General features: G+C 60.4%; 15 protein-coding genes. 9 read left to right on the top strand and 6 right to left on the bottom strand.

Annotated features, from left to right (window positions below; all coding sequences use genetic code 11):
• Nucleotides 1-147 precede the first annotated feature (147 nt).
• Genes GS612_RS16105 through GS612_RS16080 form a run of 6 tightly spaced genes read left to right on the top strand, consistent with a single transcriptional unit; the run spans nucleotide 148 to nucleotide 6,714 of the window.
• Nucleotides 148-1,194, top strand: a complete 1,047-nt coding sequence (locus tag GS612_RS16105) for a rod shape-determining protein (RefSeq protein ID WP_039523195.1) — start codon at nucleotides 148-150, stop codon at nucleotides 1,192-1,194.
• A gap of 58 nt (nucleotides 1,195-1,252) precedes the next feature.
• The gene (gene mreC, locus GS612_RS16100) at nucleotides 1,253-2,155 is read left to right on the top strand and encodes a rod shape-determining protein MreC (protein WP_170346418.1); all 903 of its coding nucleotides are present in this window, start codon (nucleotides 1,253-1,255) and stop codon (nucleotides 2,153-2,155) included.
• On the top strand, nucleotides 2,148-2,684 hold the full coding sequence (locus tag GS612_RS16095; protein WP_171641711.1) for a rod shape-determining protein MreD: 537 nt from the start codon (nucleotides 2,148-2,150) through the stop codon (nucleotides 2,682-2,684). The genes mreC and GS612_RS16095 overlap by 8 nt, the downstream gene beginning before the upstream one ends.
• The gene (gene mrdA, locus GS612_RS16090; protein WP_171641709.1) at nucleotides 2,681-4,630 is read left to right on the top strand and encodes a penicillin-binding protein 2; all 1,950 of its coding nucleotides are present in this window, start codon (nucleotides 2,681-2,683) and stop codon (nucleotides 4,628-4,630) included. Before GS612_RS16095 ends, mrdA begins: the two co-directional genes overlap by 4 nt.
• Entirely contained in the window at nucleotides 4,627-5,766 is a 1,140-nt protein-coding gene (gene rodA, locus GS612_RS16085; RefSeq protein ID WP_171641706.1) for a rod shape-determining protein RodA, read from the top strand. Before mrdA ends, rodA begins: the two co-directional genes overlap by 4 nt.
• A gap of 15 nt (nucleotides 5,767-5,781) precedes the next feature.
• Complete coding sequence (locus tag GS612_RS16080) at nucleotides 5,782-6,714, top strand: glyoxylate/hydroxypyruvate reductase A (RefSeq protein WP_171641704.1); 933 nt, start codon at nucleotides 5,782-5,784, stop codon at nucleotides 6,712-6,714.
• Nucleotides 6,715-6,716: 2 nt separating this feature from the next.
• Here GS612_RS16080 and GS612_RS16075 read toward each other — a convergent pair whose 3' ends face one another.
• The 6 genes from GS612_RS16075 to GS612_RS16050 all read right to left on the bottom strand — a co-directional run bounded on the left by GS612_RS16075 (nucleotide 6,717) and on the right by GS612_RS16050 (nucleotide 13,287).
• Nucleotides 6,717-8,732 carry a M3 family metallopeptidase gene (locus GS612_RS16075; RefSeq protein ID WP_171641702.1) on the bottom strand — a complete coding sequence of 672 codons (2,016 nt, stop codon included), beginning with the start codon at nucleotides 8,730-8,732 and terminating at the stop codon, nucleotides 6,717-6,719.
• A 75-nt stretch (nucleotides 8,733-8,807) separates the two neighbouring features.
• On the bottom strand, nucleotides 8,808-9,857 hold the full coding sequence (locus GS612_RS16070; RefSeq protein WP_171641700.1) for a HesA/MoeB/ThiF family protein: 1,050 nt from the start codon (nucleotides 9,855-9,857) through the stop codon (nucleotides 8,808-8,810).
• A complete protein-coding gene (gene dut / locus GS612_RS16065; RefSeq protein WP_171641698.1) occupies nucleotides 9,857-10,312 on the bottom strand; it encodes a dUTP diphosphatase in 456 nt (151 codons plus the stop codon). Before dut ends, GS612_RS16070 begins: the two co-directional genes overlap by 1 nt.
• Before the next feature lie 15 nt (nucleotides 10,313-10,327).
• The gene (gene coaBC / locus GS612_RS16060) at nucleotides 10,328-11,524 is read right to left on the bottom strand and encodes a bifunctional phosphopantothenoylcysteine decarboxylase/phosphopantothenate--cysteine ligase CoaBC (protein ID WP_171641696.1); all 1,197 of its coding nucleotides are present in this window, start codon (nucleotides 11,522-11,524) and stop codon (nucleotides 10,328-10,330) included.
• Between the two features lie 63 nt (nucleotides 11,525-11,587).
• The gene (locus GS612_RS16055) at nucleotides 11,588-12,412 is read right to left on the bottom strand and encodes a ChaN family lipoprotein (RefSeq protein WP_171641694.1); all 825 of its coding nucleotides are present in this window, start codon (nucleotides 12,410-12,412) and stop codon (nucleotides 11,588-11,590) included.
• Nucleotides 12,409-13,287: an RNA polymerase factor sigma-32 gene (locus GS612_RS16050; RefSeq protein ID WP_152456879.1), complete on the bottom strand. Its 879-nt coding sequence runs from the start codon at nucleotides 13,285-13,287 to the stop codon at nucleotides 12,409-12,411. The genes GS612_RS16055 and GS612_RS16050 overlap by 4 nt, the downstream gene beginning before the upstream one ends.
• Nucleotides 13,288-13,386: 99 nt before the next feature.
• Between GS612_RS16050 and cobU the strand changes: the two genes are divergently transcribed.
• Genes cobU through GS612_RS16035 form a run of 3 tightly spaced genes read left to right on the top strand, consistent with a single transcriptional unit; the run spans nucleotide 13,387 to nucleotide 15,423 of the window.
• Nucleotides 13,387-13,908: a bifunctional adenosylcobinamide kinase/adenosylcobinamide-phosphate guanylyltransferase gene (cobU, locus tag GS612_RS16045; RefSeq protein WP_171331343.1), complete on the top strand. Its 522-nt coding sequence runs from the start codon at nucleotides 13,387-13,389 to the stop codon at nucleotides 13,906-13,908.
• The gene (locus GS612_RS16040; protein ID WP_171331344.1) at nucleotides 13,905-14,483 is read left to right on the top strand and encodes a histidine phosphatase family protein; all 579 of its coding nucleotides are present in this window, start codon (nucleotides 13,905-13,907) and stop codon (nucleotides 14,481-14,483) included. Before cobU ends, GS612_RS16040 begins: the two co-directional genes overlap by 4 nt.
• Before the next feature lie 58 nt (nucleotides 14,484-14,541).
• Nucleotides 14,542-15,423 carry a glutathione S-transferase gene (locus GS612_RS16035; RefSeq protein ID WP_171641693.1) on the top strand — a complete coding sequence of 294 codons (882 nt, stop codon included), beginning with the start codon at nucleotides 14,542-14,544 and terminating at the stop codon, nucleotides 15,421-15,423.
• The last annotated feature ends 22 nt before the right edge of the window (nucleotides 15,424-15,445 follow it).

Here is a 15,445-nt window from a genome sequence, read left to right as displayed (position 1 = left end):
CTAAAGTCCCATTCAATAAGGCGGAAAGGTGCTGATTGTCGCGGAATCAGCCCTTTTACCGGGCGTGATGGCACCCTATAAGTCATCCGTCCCGGAACCGTCGAGTCGCGGGCAGTAGAAAAACCGACATACAGGATCAGGGGAAACATGGGGATCTTTGGCAATCTGGGCGGCCTGTTCACAGCGGACATGGCCATCGACCTTGGAACGGCGAACACGCTGGTTTACGTCAAGGGGCGCGGTGTCATCCTGTCTGAGCCTTCGGTCGTAGCCTATCACGTCAAGGACGGCGTGAAGAAAGTTCTGGCTGTCGGCGAAGATGCCAAGCTGATGCTGGGCCGGACGCCCGGTTCTATCGAAGCCATCCGCCCCATGCGCGAAGGTGTGATTGCTGACTTCGATACAGCCGAAGAAATGATCAAGCACTTCATCCGCAAGGTTCACAAGCGTTCGACTTTCTCGAAGCCCAAGATCATCGTCTGCGTCCCCCATGGCGCGACACCCGTTGAAAAGCGGGCGATCCGTCAGTCGGTTCTGTCCGCTGGTGCCCGCCGCGCCGGCCTGATCGCCGAACCGATCGCCGCCGCCATCGGCGCGGGCATGCCGATCACCGACCCGACCGGCAACATGGTCGTCGACATCGGTGGTGGTACAACCGAAGTGGCGGTTCTGTCGCTGGGCGACATCGTCTATGCCCGCTCGGTCCGCGTGGGTGGCGACCGCATGGATGAAGCCATCATCTCGTACCTGCGTCGCCAGCAGAACCTGCTGGTCGGTGAATCCACCGCCGAGCGGATCAAGACCACCATCGGCACGGCGCGGATGCCTGATGATGGCCGCGGCCAGTCAATGCATATCCGGGGTCGTGACCTGTTGAACGGCGTACCCAAGGAAATCGAGATCAGCCAGGCCCAGGTCGCCGAGGCACTGTCGGAACCCGTCCAGCAGATCTGCGAAGCGGTGATGACTGCGCTGGAAACCACTCCGCCTGATCTGGCCGCCGATATCGTGGATCGCGGCGTTATGTTGACCGGCGGTGGCGCGCTTCTGGGTGATCTGGATCTGGCCCTGCGCGAACAGACTGGCCTGGCCGTGTCCATCGCGGACGAAAGCCTGAATTGTGTGGCTTTGGGCACCGGCAAGGCGCTAGAATACGAAAAACAGCTGCGCCACGCGATTGACTACGAAAGCTGAGGCGCGCACCTTTTTGGGGCAGTCTGAATTCGGCACGAGCAGCACGGGAAGGTAACCTGTGGCAAAAGACCGATCACAGCGCGATGACTACACGACCCCTCTGCGCCGCTTGTTGCTGGGGATCGTCATCCTGTGCTTGCTGGGTATCTTTCTGGTCTGGCGGATCGACAGCCCACGCGTCGAGCGGTTCCGCGCGCAGGTGGTGGACGCGGTCGTACCGTCGATGGATTGGGCCATGGTGCCGGTGACTGCCGCTGTGAACCTTGTGCGCGATTTCCAAAGCTACCAGCGTCTGAGCGAGCAGAACCGCGAGCTGCGCAGCGAACTGCGCCTGATGCGTGCCTGGAAAGAGGCCGCACTGCAGTTGGAGCAGGAAAATGCGCGTCTGTTGGATCTGAACAATGTCCGCCTCGACCCGCGCCTGACATACATCACGGGTGTTGTGATGGCCGACAGCGGGTCACCCTTCCGGCAGTCCGTCCTGTTGAATGTGGGGGAACGCGACGGGATCGTTGATGGCTGGGCCACGATGGATGGAATCGGGCTGGTTGGCCGAATTTCCGGCGTCGGGCCAGACACGGCTCGGGTGATCCTGGTGACGGATGCCACCAGTGCCATTCCGGCAACGATTCAGCCTTCTGGCCAGACCGCGTTGATCAAAGGAGACAATACTCCGGCCCCAGTGGTCGAGTTCCTGGAAAACCGAGAGCTGGTCCGCCCCGGTGATCGGGTCATCACATCCGGTGACGGTGGTGTTTTTCCGGCAGGCCTTTTGATCGGCCAGATCGCCGCGGATCCGGGCGGCCGCCTGCGCGTTCGCCTTTCAGCGGATTTTGAACGGCTCGAGTTTCTTCGCGTTCTGCGCTTCCATTCGCCCCCGCCGATTCAGGATCCGGGTGGGATCGTCGGGCCAACTCGGCCCGAAACTGCGCTTGTACCGGATGAGGTCAGCGATGGATAGGCCCGCCTCATACAACTGGGCCATGCGCGGCCTTTACGTTGCGCTGGCCTTTGTCGTGCTGTTCATGCACTTGCTGCCGCTTGATGCGCAACCGGATCGCTGGCCTTTTCCTGATGTATTGATTGCGCTGACCTTTGCCTGGGTTTTGCGGCGCCCCGATTATGTGCCCACCCTGCTGGTCGCGTTCGTCATGCTGATGGCAGATCTGCTGCTGCAACGCCCGCCGGGCCTTCTGGCCGCGCTGGTGGTGTTTGGCACCGCCTATCTGCGCTCTGCCGCTCCGGGTATGAAGGACACTGGATTTGTCGGAGAATGGATGTCCGTCGGTGTGGTGATTGCCATGGTCTTTTTGACGAACAGAGTCGTTTTGTCGATCTTGTCTGTGCAGCAGGCCGCTTTGTGGCCAGTCGTGATTCAACTTGTGCTGACAATCGCCTTCTACCCGTTCATCGTGCTGTTGAGCCAAAGCGTATTCGGCGTCCACCGCCTGTCTGCTGCTGATGGCGGAGCCGTAGGGGGCGGAGCATGAAACAACGCAAACCCAAGTCGCAGGGCCTTGCCTATAAACGCCTGCCACGCCGGGCGCTGCTGCTGGGCGGTTTGCAGGCGGCTTTTATCGGCGGGCTGGCCGCACGGATGCGTTTCATGCAGGTGGATCAGGCCGACGAATACCGCCTGCTGGCCGAAGAAAACCGCATCAACATTCGACTCATCCCGCCAACCCGTGGACGTATCTATGACCGCAATGGTCAGATCATCGGTCAGAACTCACCATCCTATCGCATCGTCATCGTGCGTGAAGACGCAGGTGACGTCGACAAGGTGATTGCCAAATTGTCGGAACTCATCCCGCTGAACGACGATGAGATCGAACGCGCCCGGACCGAAATGCGCCGATCAGCGCCGTTCCTACCGGTCACTCTGGCGGATCAGGTCACTTGGGAAGACATCTCGAAAGTCGCAGTCAATGCCCCGGCCCTTCCGGGTGTGACGCCCGAGGTCGGCCTGACACGTCAATACCCACGCTATGAGGATTTTGCCCATATCGTCGGCTATGTCGGCCCAGTCAGCGACTACGATCTCAGCAAGCTCGAAGACCCCGAGCCGGTTTTGCGAATCCCTCGGTTTCAGATTGGCAAGGTCGGGTTGGAAGCCAAGCAGGAAATTGCTTTGCGTGGCAAAGCCGGCGCAAAGCGTGTCGAAGTCAATGCCACAGGGCGCGTCATGCGCGAGCTGGACCGGCAGGAAGGTCAGCCGGGTGCGGACTTGCAATTGGCGATCGATGCCGACCTGCAACAATATGCGCAAGCGCGGCTGGCAGGTGAAAGCGCGGCTGCAATTGTTCTGGATTGCGAAACCGGGGACCTGCGCGCTGTCAGCTCTACACCCAGTTTCGATCCAAATCTGTTTGTGCGCGGTATCTCGGTCGCTGATTATCGGGCATTGACGGGGGACAAGTATCGCCCTCTGGCCAACAAGTCCGTGCAAGGCACTTATCCTCCGGGGTCGACGTTCAAGATGGTCACCGCATTGGCCGCGCTGGAGGCCGGCGTGATAGGCCCCGGCAACACAGTGTATTGCCCCGGGCACCTTAAGGTCGGCAGCCGCAGGTTCCACTGCTGGAAGCGCGGCGGGCATGGTACGGTCGATCTGAACCTGTCGCTGAAACGAAGCTGCGACGTCTATTACTACGACGTGGCTTTGCGGGTGGGCATCGACAAGATATCCGAAATGGCCCGTAAATTGGGGCTGGGCGTCAAGCACGATATTCCGATGTCGGCGGTTGCCGCTGGACTTGCCCCCAATCAGGAATGGAAGCAGCGGACACACGGTCAGGATTGGCTGGTGGGCGACACGGCCAACGCGTCCATCGGGCAAGGGTTCATGCTGGCGTCACCGCTTCAACTGGCCGTCATGACGGCTCGTATCGCCACCGGCCGATCGGTGACACCGCGCCTTGTGCGTTCGATCGACGGTGTCGAGCAGCCTTCGGGCGCGGGGGAGCCGCTGGACATCAACGCCTACAATCTGGAACAGGTGCGCAAGGCCATGTACTCGGTCTCGAACGATCGGCGGGGAACGGCCTATCGCAGCCGCATCATCGCAGACGAGTTCCGCATGGCCGGCAAAACCGGCACCAGCCAGGTTCGGAACATCACCAAGGCCGAGCGTGCCGCCGGCGTGATCCGCAACGAAGACCTGCCATGGGAACGTCGCGACCACGCCTTGTTCGTCTGCTTCGCGCCCTATGACAATCCGAAATACGCGGTTGCCGTGGTCGTTGAACATGGCGGCGGCGGGTCCAAGGCGGCGGCACCGGTGGCCCGCGATATCATGCTTCAGGCGCTCTACAACGGTACTCCACCGCTTGAGGCATATCCGGTTGCCGACCGCGAGCGTATCAAGGAACAGCAAAAACGGCTCGAGGGCGACCGTCGCCCCAAAGCGCGTCCCGATGGAAAGGACCGCGCATGAGCTATCTTGAATATGCCGTGAAATCCACGCCGTCGGGGTTTCGGAAATTCCTGTACATGAACTGGCCGCTGACCCTGTTGCTGATCAGCACGGCCAGCGCAGGGTTCCTGATGCTGTATTCGGTTGCCGGCGGGTCGTGGACACCCTGGGCAGAACCGCAGATGGAGCGGTTCGGGCTTGGCCTGATCGCGATGTTCATCATTGCTTTGGTTCCGATCTGGTTCTGGCGCAACATGTCCGTGCTGGCCTATCTCGGATCGGTCGCGTTGCTGGTATTCGTGGAATTGTTCGGCACCATCGGCATGGGTGCGCAGCGTTGGATCGACCTTGGGTTCATGCGCCTGCAACCCTCAGAAGTCATGAAGGTGGCCCTAGTCATGGTTCTGGCGGCGTATTATGACTGGCTGCCATCGCACAAGACATCGCGCCCCCTGTGGGTCTTTATTCCCGTGGCCCTGATTGTCCTACCAACCCTGCTGGTTCTGAAGCAGCCGGATCTCGGCACGTCGATCCTGCTGTTGGCTGCCGGTGGCGGGCTGATGTTTCTTGCGGGTGTCCACTGGGCTTACTTTGCGGCCGTCATTGCCGCCGTCGTGGGCCTGATCGCCGCCGTGTTCAACAGTCGCGGGACCGAATGGCAGTTGCTCAAGGATTATCAGTTCCGCCGGATCGACACGTTTCTTGACCCCTCTACCGATCCTTTGGGTGCCGGGTATCACATCACGCAATCCAAGATCGCCCTTGGTTCCGGGGGCTGGAACGGGCGCGGTTTCATGCAGGGTACGCAATCCCGGCTGAACTTCCTGCCCGAGAAACACACCGATTTCATCTTCACCACCCTCGCAGAGGAATTCGGGTTCGTCGGTGGCATCACGCTCTTGACTCTCTATGCCCTGATCCTTGTGTTCTGCACGGCGACCGCATTGGCCACCAAGGATCGGTTCTCGTCACTGGTTACTCTGGGCATCGCGCTGAACTTCTTCTTGTTCTTTGCCGTCAACATGTCGATGGTGATGGGCATGGCACCGGTTGTGGGCGTCCCTCTGCCAATGGTCAGCTATGGCGGATCGGCCATGCTGGTGCTGATGGCCGCGTTCGGCATCGTCCAAAGCGCTCATATCCATCGTCCCCGCTGATCTGAAAGGCTCCCGATGCCCGTAAACGTTCTGTTTTCCGCGCGCCCTGCCCTGTGGCCCGTCTATGAACCGCTGCTCACTCGATACCTTGCGGAAGCCGGCGTTGAGGCGCGGCTCGGTACGGAATTTAACCCGGATCAGGTCGATTACGTTGTCTACGCTCCGAATGGCGGGTTACTGGATTTTTCGCCCTTTACACGCCTGAAGGCGGTTCTGAGCCTCTGGGCCGGGGTTGAAAAGATCGCGGACAATGACACGCTGAACGTCGCCTTGGCGCGAATGGTGGATCACGGGCTGACGCAGGGTATGACCGAATGGGTGGTGGGCCATGTGCTGCGCTATCATCTGGGAATGGATCGCCACATCACCATCCAGGATGGCGTCTGGGCCCCGGATGCCCCGCCTTTGGCGCAAGAGCGCAAAGTGTGCATTCTGGGCCTCGGCGCATTGGGCGAGGCCGCGGCCCGCGCCCTGGCCTCGCTGAATTTCACGGTCACAGGCTGGAGCCGCACCGCCAAGGACATCCCCGGCGTAAATTGCCTGCATGGTCCTGACGGTCTACGTGACGCGCTTTCCCAGGCCGAGATACTGGCTCTGCTGCTGCCTGACACCGCTGCCACCGAAAACGCGTTGAATGCAGAAACGCTGGCCCTGCTGCCCAAGGGCGCGCGGATCATCAACCCGGGTCGCGGACCTCTGATCGATGACGATGCGCTGCTGGATGCCTTGAACGCGGGTCAGGTCGGTCACGCGACGCTGGATGTGTTCCGGGTCGAGCCCCTGCCCCCCGATCATCCGTATTGGGCACATCCGAACGTGACGGTGACCCCTCATATCGCGTCCGAGACCCGCCCGGCCACAGCCGCGCAGGTCATTTGCGAAAACATCCGGCGCGGCGAAGCCGGAGAGCCCTTCGTGCACCTGGTGGATCGCGCTTTGGGCTACTGATTTCAGGCCGCGATCAGACCGCGGCCTTTCAACAGGGCGTCAACCCCCGGCAATCTTCCCCGGAACGCCAGATACAGGTCTTCTGCCTCGCGCGAACCGCCAGTGGACAGGATGTTGTCCTCCAACGCTTTGGCGCGTTCGGGGTCAAAGGCACCTCCCGCCTCTTCAAAGGCGGCAAAGGCGTCGGCATCCATCACTTCGGACCACATATAGCTGTAATACCCCGAGCTGTAGCCATCGCCTGCAAAGACATGTGCGAAATGCGGAGTAGCGTGGCGCATTCCAATGGCCTTCGGCATCCCCAACCCGGCCAAAACTTCTGACTGTTTCGCCATCGGATCTGTCGGCGCCTCGCCATCGTGGAAGGCCAGATCAACAAGGGCCGAGGCGACATATTCCACCGTCTGGAATCCCTGATCGAAATTGGCCGCCTTCAGCACCTTTTGCAGCATTTCCTGCGGCATCGGCTCGCCCGTTTCCGCATGGGTCGCAAACTCGGCAAGAACCTCGGGCACTTCCAGCCAGTGTTCGTAAAGCTGGCTGGGCAATTCTACGAAATCGCGCGCCACGGACGTGCCCGAAATGCTTTCATATGTCACGTTGGACAGCATCTGGTGCAGGGCATGGCCGAATTCATGAAACAGGGTCCGCGCGTCATCATAGGACAGCAGGGCGGGATCCCCCTTGGCAAAGTTGCAGACATTGATGACAACCGGTGTCTGCTTCTTTGGGAATTTGGCCTGCGCCCTCATCGCGCTGCACCAGGCACCTGACCTCTTGGACCCTCGTGCAAAATAGTCTCCGATAAATACGGCAACATGCTGCCCGTCGCGGGTAACGTCCCAAGCCCGGCAATCCGGGTGATAGAGGGGTACGTCCAACGGTTTGAATTCCAGCCCGAAAAGCCGGTTGGCGCAGGCAAACGAAGCCTCGATCATGCGATCCAGTTGCAGGTAGGGTTTCAACGCGGCCTCATCCAGATCATGTTCCGCCTTGCGCCGCTTTTCAGCATAGTACCGCCAATCCCAGGCTTCCAGCGGGCCGTTGATGCCGTCTTCCTGCATCATCTGCGTCAGAACATCCGCGTCGGCGTCGGCGCGGGACTTGGCCGGTTCCCAAACCTGCATCAACAGCTCACGCACCCGATCCGGCGTGCGCGCCATCTCGGTTTCCAGCTTGTAGTCGGCGAACGTATCATAGCCTAGAAGCTTGGCGCGCTCTTCGCGCAAGGCCAGGATCTCGGCCGCGATGTCTCGGTTGTCGGTCTCGCCCCCATTGGCACCGCGCGCGGCCCAGGCACGATAGGCTTTTTCGCGCAGGTCCCGGCGGGGCGAAAACTGTAGGAATGGCACGATCAGCGACCGTGACAAGGTGACCACTGGTCCCTCGGCTTTCTTCTCCTGCCCCGCGGCACGTGCCGCGTCCACGACGAAATCCGGCAGGCCGTTCAGATCCTCTTCGGTCAGATCCATGAACCAGTCCCGCTCATCCGCCAGCAGGTTCTGGGTAAACGCCGTGCCCAGCGACGCGAGGCGCGACTTGATCTCTTGCATACGGGCGTCTTCGTCCCCCTCCAAGGCCGCGCCGGCACGCACAAAACCCCGGTGGGTCAACATCAGAACACGCGCCTGCTCCTCGGTCAGGTCAAGATCATCGCGCCGTGCCCATAGGTCGGCAACACGCTTGAACAGCGATTTGTTTGAAGAAATGCCCGAAAAATGCGCTGAAAGCCTGGGGGAAAACGCGCGTTGCAGTTCTTCCCGCTTTGGGTTGCTGTCCGCGCCCGCAATCGTGAAGAACACCGACAGGACCTTGTCCAGTTGCCCACCCGCGGCCTCGAGCGCCTCGATCGTGTTGGCGAATGTGGGGGTATCCGGATTTGCAGCTATCGCATCAATCTCGGCGTTATGCTCTTTCATCGCCTGCTCCAGTGCGGGCGAGAAATCATCATCCGAGATATCGGAAAAAGGGGCGATTTCAAACGGTGTGGTCCAATTGGACAGGATCGGGTTGGTCATGCGGATCTCCTTTGATCCCATAGCTATGTCGCCATGGCCGGGTGTTCCAGAACACCCACCCCGTGTAAAGAAAGGTTAATCGTTTGCCATGCCACAAACAGGGCAATCGTCCCGGCGGGTCAGAACAATCTTGCGGCTTTCGCCATACAGCGCGTCATAGATCAGCATCTCGCCGCGCAGCGCCATGCCGGCGCCCGTTATTACCTTGATCGCCTCGACCGCCATCATCGACCCAACCACGCCCGGCAGCGGGCCGATCACTCCGGCCTCGGAACAGGAAGGGGCCAGACCTGGGGCCGGGGCCTCTGGGAAGATACACTGATAGCAGGGGCTGCCATTGGCCGGGTCAAACACACTCAGTTGACCTTCCCACTGTGACAAAGCCCCCGATATCAGCGGTTTGCCCAGCGCGACGGCGGTTCGGTTGGCCAGATACCGGGTCTCGAAATTGTCGGTCCCGTCAAGAATCAGATCGAAGTCTGCAAACAGGTCGGTGGCGATTTCCTCGCTCAAGCGGCGGTGATAGGGCAGAACAACGACGTTCGGGTTTTGCGCCTCCATCGCCTGCTGCGCCGAAAAGACCTTGGGCATTCCAATATCCGCGTCCCGGTGAATGACCTGTCGTTGCAGGTTGGCATTCTCGACAACGTCATCGTCGATGATCCCGATCGTGCCGACACCCGCAGCCGCCAGATATTGCAGCGCAGGTGCACCCAGACCACCTGCGCCGATCACCAGTACGCGGGCTTTTTTAAGTTTTTTCTGACCGGGCCCACCCAGTTCGCGCAAAACGATATGGCGGGCATAGCGGTCCAGCTCGGCCTCGGTAAATCGGTCCGAGGGCATGTCGGGCTCCGGTTCCGAAGTTGAAACTGCGCGGTTACGCAAGGCTTTGAGTATTCTGCCATACAGCAAAGCCAGCGCCGCGAAACCCACGAGGATCAGCCAAAGCGCCGCAGACCCACCCGTTGCTTCGCGAAGAGGGTGCCCATCCGGCAAGATCAGATGGGACAGTATGACGCCGGCCAGCAACACGCTCACGGAAACCATGCGCGCTTTTTTCGACGTGCCGGCGATATAACCGACACCCCAAAGCCCCGCAGCCAGGATGAAAACCAACAGCATCAGCCGCGCCCGGTCGAGCCGAAACCGCCAGCCCCGCGATCGGTTTCGCCCAGCGCCTGAGCCAGTTCAAACCTGGCCTGCACCACCGGCGCGACCACAAGCTGCGCGATACGATCTCCGTGGGCGATCTCGAACCGTTCCTGGCCCGCATTCATCACGATCACGCCCAAGGGCCCACGATAGTCGCTGTCGATGGTGCCCGGCGTGTTGGGCAGTGTAATCCCATGTTTCAACGCAAGGCCCGAGCGGGGCCGAACCTGAACCTCATACCCTTGCGGGATTTCAATGCGCAGGCCGGTCGGCACCAGCGCCCGCTGACCGGGGTCCAGCGTAATCGGCGCGCCGCCGGGCAGATTGGCACGCACGTCCGCGCCGGCCGCCCCCGAGGTTTCGTAAGAGGGAAGTGCCACGGCAGGGTCTGCCCCGTCTTCGCGGATCACCCGGATTGCAACCATGCCCTTGCCTTTCCTTCAGCCTGCCAACGCGTCCGCGATTTTCGCCGCCAGACGCCGGGCAACTTCGTCTTTGCCCATACGGGGCCATTCTTCGGCCCCGTTGTCCGAAATCAGGGTGACCGCATTTTCCGACCCGCCCATAATGCCCGTTGCAGGGCTGACATCGTTGGCGACGATCCAGTCGCAGCCTTTGCGCAGGCGCTTGGCCGTGGCGTGTTCGATCACATTTTCCGTCTCGGCCGCAAAGCCGACAACCAACGGCGGACGGTTCGCGCCCATCCCGGAAACTCGTTTCAGAATGTCCGGGTTTTCGGCGAATTCCAGTACCGGCAGGCCGTCGCGGCTTTTCTTCAGCTTCTTGTCCGATGCGCTGGCGACACGCCAGTCCGCGACCGCAGCCGCGAATATTCCGGCATCGACGGGCAGAGCTGCATCAACCGCATCAGACATCTGTTGCGCGGTTTCGACAGGTACGACCCGCACGCCCGCCGGGGGCGGCACGTCTGCCGGGCCGGTCACAAAGGTCACCTCGGCGCCCAACTCCGCCAGCGCCCGGGCCACGGCGGCACCTTGAGCCCCGGACGAACGGTTGGCTATATACCGGACCGGATCTATTGGTTCATGCGTCGGGCCGGACGTCACCAGCACCCGCCTGCCCGCCAAGGGCCCCGCAGACAACCGAGCCTCAATCGCCGCGACAATTTCCAGCGGCTCGGACATGCGCCCCGAACCGTATTCGCCACAGGCCATGTCGCCTTCGTTCGGGCCCACAAAGCGCACGCCATCCGCTTGCAGCTGCTTCAGGTTTCGCTGTGTTGCCGGGTGGGTCCACATGCGCACATTCATCGCGGGCGCACACAAAACGGGTGTGTCTGTGGCCATCAGAAGGGTCGAGGCCAGATCGTTGGCCAGCCCTGCGGCCATCTTGCCCATCAGATCCGCCGTTGCGGGGGCCACAACGATCAGATCCGCAGAGCGGGACAGTTGGATATGCCCCATCTCGGCCTCATCGGTGAGGTCAAACAGATCGCGATAGCCTTTTTCTCCTGCCAGAGCCGATACGGATAGCGGTGTCACAAACTCTTCCGCAGCGCGCGTCAATACAGGGGTTACGTCCGCGCCACGTTCGCGCAGCCTGCGGATCAGGTCCAGTGATTTGTAGGCCGCGATTCCGCCACCGATAATCAGCAGAATGCGTTTGGATGACAGCATGTTCAGCCCTTCCCGTCCCGGTCGGCCCCGACATTAGGCAAGGCCCGCAGGTAGTTCCAGCGATTAATTCTGAACCTGAAATGCCGCACAGGGGTCTTCGCGCTCGGCCGTGGGGCTATCGATAACGATATCGAATTCTCCGTCGATCACTCCATCCTCGGATTGTCCGACGGCCACGACTTTCCAACCAGGTCTGAGGCGCGCAAGATAGGTCGGTATGCCCCGATCCTTTCGCGCATGACCATTTCCGGTGATCACGGCAACCGGACCCCCGGTTTCGTCCATCGCACGGACCACGGCACGGGCCAGCACAGCATCGCGCAATCGTTGGATCGCAACCATCTGGGGCAACATTTCAGCCGGAAGCGCATCGCAGTGCGCCGCCAACTGGTCGGCCTCGCGCGCGGCCTGTTCTTCGGGCGATAGAGGCACCGTCAGACCATAACGCGCCGCGTCTGCACCCAACGCCGTGGCGGCCCCGCGTTCCATCGCGGCACGCGCGGCAGCACGCGGAACCATGGCCCCGTAAACCGGCGCGCCTGATGCCTCGAACACCGGATAATACATGCTGAGCGGCGGCCAGCCACTTTCAGCCCATTCCAGAATACGGCTCAGTTCTTCCGGGTTGGACACAGCTTTCTGCGCGAGCCTCTGCGCGCCCTCTTCCGTGACCATTTCCCAGACGACGGCCGAGGGTGAAACAGCTTCAAGCGCTTCGGCCTGCACCAGATGATGCGTCGGGTTGTCGTGAACTTCCCCCAATATCACGACATCGGCGTCCCGCATCGCGGACATGGCATCAGCGGGAACAAGCCGCTCTGCCAGCCCCGGTCGCGCTGCCGCAACCGTAAGACCCAGAACGCACACAAGAATCGCAAACTGTTTCATGCGATGAAGTGTTGCACCTCGCGCGACTGGGCTTCAAGGTTCTTGCGCATTTTCGCGAAGGCTGCGGCTTCAAGCTGACGCACACGTTCTTTTGACAGACCCAGCTCGGTTCCAAGGCTTTCCAGGGTTCGCGCGGGGTCTCGCAGCTTGCGCTCGCGCACAATGAAACGCTCGCGATCATTCAAGGCATTCATCGCCGTCAACAGCCACTTGCGCAATTGTTCGGTGTCATGGCTGTGTTCAACTGCTTCGGCTGCCTGCTCGCGGTCATCTTCCAGGGCGTCGATCCACTCGCGCCCATCCTCATCAGCGGATTGCACCGCATTCAGCGAAAAATCAGAGCCGGACAGACGACCTTCCATCATCTCGACGTCGCGCAGCGGCACACCGATTTCCGTGGCGATCATCTGATGCAACTGGTGGCGGTCCAGTTCCTGCCCTTCGGTGGCGGCTTCCCGTTCCAGCCGGGCCTGAACTCGACGCATGTTGAAGAACAGCGATTTTTGAGATGAGGTTGACCCGGTCCGAACCATGGACCAGTTCCGCATGACATAGTCCTGAATGCTTGCCTTGATCCACCATACGGCATAGGTCGAAAACCGCACGCCGCGATCTGGATCGAACTTGTCTGCGGCCTTCATCAGGCCAAGGCCTGCTTCCTGAATGAGATCATTCATCGGCGCGCCATAGCGCTTGAACTTGGCCGCCATCGAAATCGCCAAACGCATATAGGCGGTGATCAGACGGTGCAATGCCTGTTCATCACGCTCATCACGCCAGGCATAAGCCAGTTTCAGTTCGGTTTCCGCATCCAGCAGCTCGGCCTTCATTGCTTGCCGGGACATCGAAAAGTCCGTCGCATTATCCAGTGCCATAAACCTCTCCCCTGTTTGCAGGTACTGGTCAGACTTGCTTTGCCGACCTATGACCATTACGCAAAACAGCACCAAACGGATCAACTATAGGTAAGTACTGTGTCGCCGGATTTAACCTTGGTTCTGGGTGGGGCCGCGTCAGGCAAGTCGGTTTTCGCCGAAGAACTGGTTGTTTCTCAGGGGAAAAGCCGAGTTTACCTTGCGACATCACAAGTGTTTGATGACGAGATGCGCCAGAAGATTGAGCGCCATCTTGAACAACGCGGCGACGGGTGGACTACGGTTGAAGAACCCTTCGATCCGGGGCCGGTTCTGGCCACGTTGTCGCCCGATCAGATTTGCCTGATTGACTGCGCCACCATGTGGCTGAGCAACCACCTGTTGACTGATACCGATCTGGAAGCGGCACAAACCGCCCTGCTTGACGCCCTTCGTGCATGCCCCGCGCAAATCGTGATGGTCTCGAACGAAGTTGGCCACGGTATTGTCCCGGACAACGCCCTGGCCCGCCGGTTTCGCGAAGCCCAGGGGCGGTTGAACATCGCACTTGCAGCGCAGGCCGATCTGGTGGTGCAGATCACCGCCGGATTGCCCTTGGTTCTGAAAGGGCAATTGCCGTGACGCGCCTTCACCTTGTTCGACACGGGCCGACGCACGCGAAAACCATGGTCGGCTGGTCCGACCTGCCCGCCGACCTGAGTGATACAGCCGCACTGAAACGTCTGAACGACCATTTGCCGCCCGAGGCGCTTGTGATCTCGTCCGATCTGTCACGGGCAGTTGACACCGCCACGGCCATACAAGGTCAACGTCAACGCCTTCCTCATGATCCGGGCTTGCGGGAAATTCATTTTGGTCACTGGGAGTTGCGCGGATTTGCCGAAATCGAAGCCGAAGACCCGGAACTGGCCTTTGCGTATTGGGACAACCCCGGCGATGTCCGCCCGCCGCAAGGTGAAAGCTGGAACGACGTCCGCAATCGGGTCGACGCGGCGATCGACACGCTTGTTTCAGCACATTCAGGCGGCGATCTGGTCATCGTCGCGCATTTCGGCGTTATCCTAACTCAGGTGCAGCGCGCCCTTGATCTGGACGGACAACAGACTTTTTCACACCGAATCGACAACTTGTCGGTGACGGATATCCTGATCGACGCAGACAGGTGGTCCGTCGGTACAATCAATCACCTTCCGTGAACAGACCCCTCACAAATCAATGTTTTACCGAACTGCGAACCTGCGGCATCGTCTGCGTATGACATATGATTTGTATATCGGCGACCGCCTCTTCTCCAGCTGGTCAATGCGTGGCTGGTTGATGCTTGAGAAATTCAACCTGCCCTACAGAAGCCACATGATTGGCCTGTATTCGGGCACAATGGCACAGGATATGGAGCCCTTGGCCCCAGCGCGACTTGTGCCTGCCCTGCGCCTGCCGGAAGGAACTGTGGTGGGCGAAAGCCTGGCCATGGCTGAAACCCTGGCCGAGCGCCACCCTGATGCCGGGTTGTGGCCATCAGATCCCGTCGCCCGGGCAACCGCCCGCTGGCTGTGCGCCGAGATGGTGGCAGGGTTTGTTGCCTTGCGGGGTGAATGCCCGATGCAATTGCGCCACGTCTGGCAGGGTTTCGACCCATCAGATGAAACACTGGCAGATCTGGCTCGCATCGAAACACTCTGGGACCATGCGCGCAAAGTGTCCGGTGCGGAACAAGGCCCGTTGTTTGGCACGTATTCGCTGGCGGACGTGTTTTACACACCTGTCGCAGCGCGGATCATCGGATATGGGCTGCCAGTTTCCAAGGCGAACCGGACCTATTGCCTGGACCTTTTGTCAGACCCCGCCGTCAGACAATGGCGCGCAATGGGCCTGACTGTCAGATACGACCCTTTTCCCTATCGTCAGGATTTGCCGTCCAAGCCCTGGCCGATCGGAGGGGTTTCAACCGCCAAGCCGGTCTCCGGCCCGTCAATCAACCAAGTTTGCCCGTATTCCGGCAAACCCGTCGCGGAGTTTCTGGAGTTGGATGGCAAATGCTGGGGCTTCTGCAATCCATTCTGCCGCGACAAAACCGTTGCCGATCCCGACGCGTGGCCAAAATTCGCTGCATTGCGCGCAACTGTTAACGACTCTTAAACCACAATCATGGCAGCAACAC

Source organism: Ruegeria sp. HKCCD6157 (assembly GCF_013110685.1).
GTDB lineage: Bacteria > Pseudomonadota > Alphaproteobacteria > Rhodobacterales > Rhodobacteraceae > Ruegeria.
This window is presented reverse-complemented; position numbering and strand designations above follow the sequence as displayed.

Excerpts from the sequence above, each read along its gene's own strand:
- GS612_RS16080 (WP_171641704.1), top strand. The coding sequence starts at position 5,782 with ATGCCCGTAAACGTTCTGTTTTCCGCGCGCCCTGCCCTGTGGCCCGTC.
- dut (WP_171641698.1), bottom strand. The coding sequence starts at position 10,312 with ATGGTTGCAATCCGGGTGATCCGCGAAGACGGGGCAGACCCTGCCGTG.
- GS612_RS16055 (WP_171641694.1), bottom strand. The coding sequence starts at position 12,412 with ATGAAACAGTTTGCGATTCTTGTGTGCGTTCTGGGTCTTACGGTTGCG.
- mrdA (WP_171641709.1), top strand. The coding sequence starts at position 2,681 with ATGAAACAACGCAAACCCAAGTCGCAGGGCCTTGCCTATAAACGCCTG.
- GS612_RS16075 (WP_171641702.1), bottom strand. The coding sequence starts at position 8,732 with ATGACCAACCCGATCCTGTCCAATTGGACCACACCGTTTGAAATCGCC.
- GS612_RS16070 (WP_171641700.1), bottom strand. The coding sequence starts at position 9,857 with ATGCTGTTGGTTTTCATCCTGGCTGCGGGGCTTTGGGGTGTCGGTTAT.
- GS612_RS16035 (WP_171641693.1), top strand. The coding sequence starts at position 14,542 with ATGACATATGATTTGTATATCGGCGACCGCCTCTTCTCCAGCTGGTCA.
- GS612_RS16095 (WP_171641711.1), top strand. The coding sequence starts at position 2,148 with ATGGATAGGCCCGCCTCATACAACTGGGCCATGCGCGGCCTTTACGTT.
- GS612_RS16050 (WP_152456879.1), bottom strand. The coding sequence starts at position 13,287 with ATGGCACTGGATAATGCGACGGACTTTTCGATGTCCCGGCAAGCAATG.
- GS612_RS16105 (WP_039523195.1), top strand. The coding sequence starts at position 148 with ATGGGGATCTTTGGCAATCTGGGCGGCCTGTTCACAGCGGACATGGCC.
- coaBC (WP_171641696.1), bottom strand. The coding sequence starts at position 11,524 with ATGCTGTCATCCAAACGCATTCTGCTGATTATCGGTGGCGGAATCGCG.
- rodA (WP_171641706.1), top strand. The coding sequence starts at position 4,627 with ATGAGCTATCTTGAATATGCCGTGAAATCCACGCCGTCGGGGTTTCGG.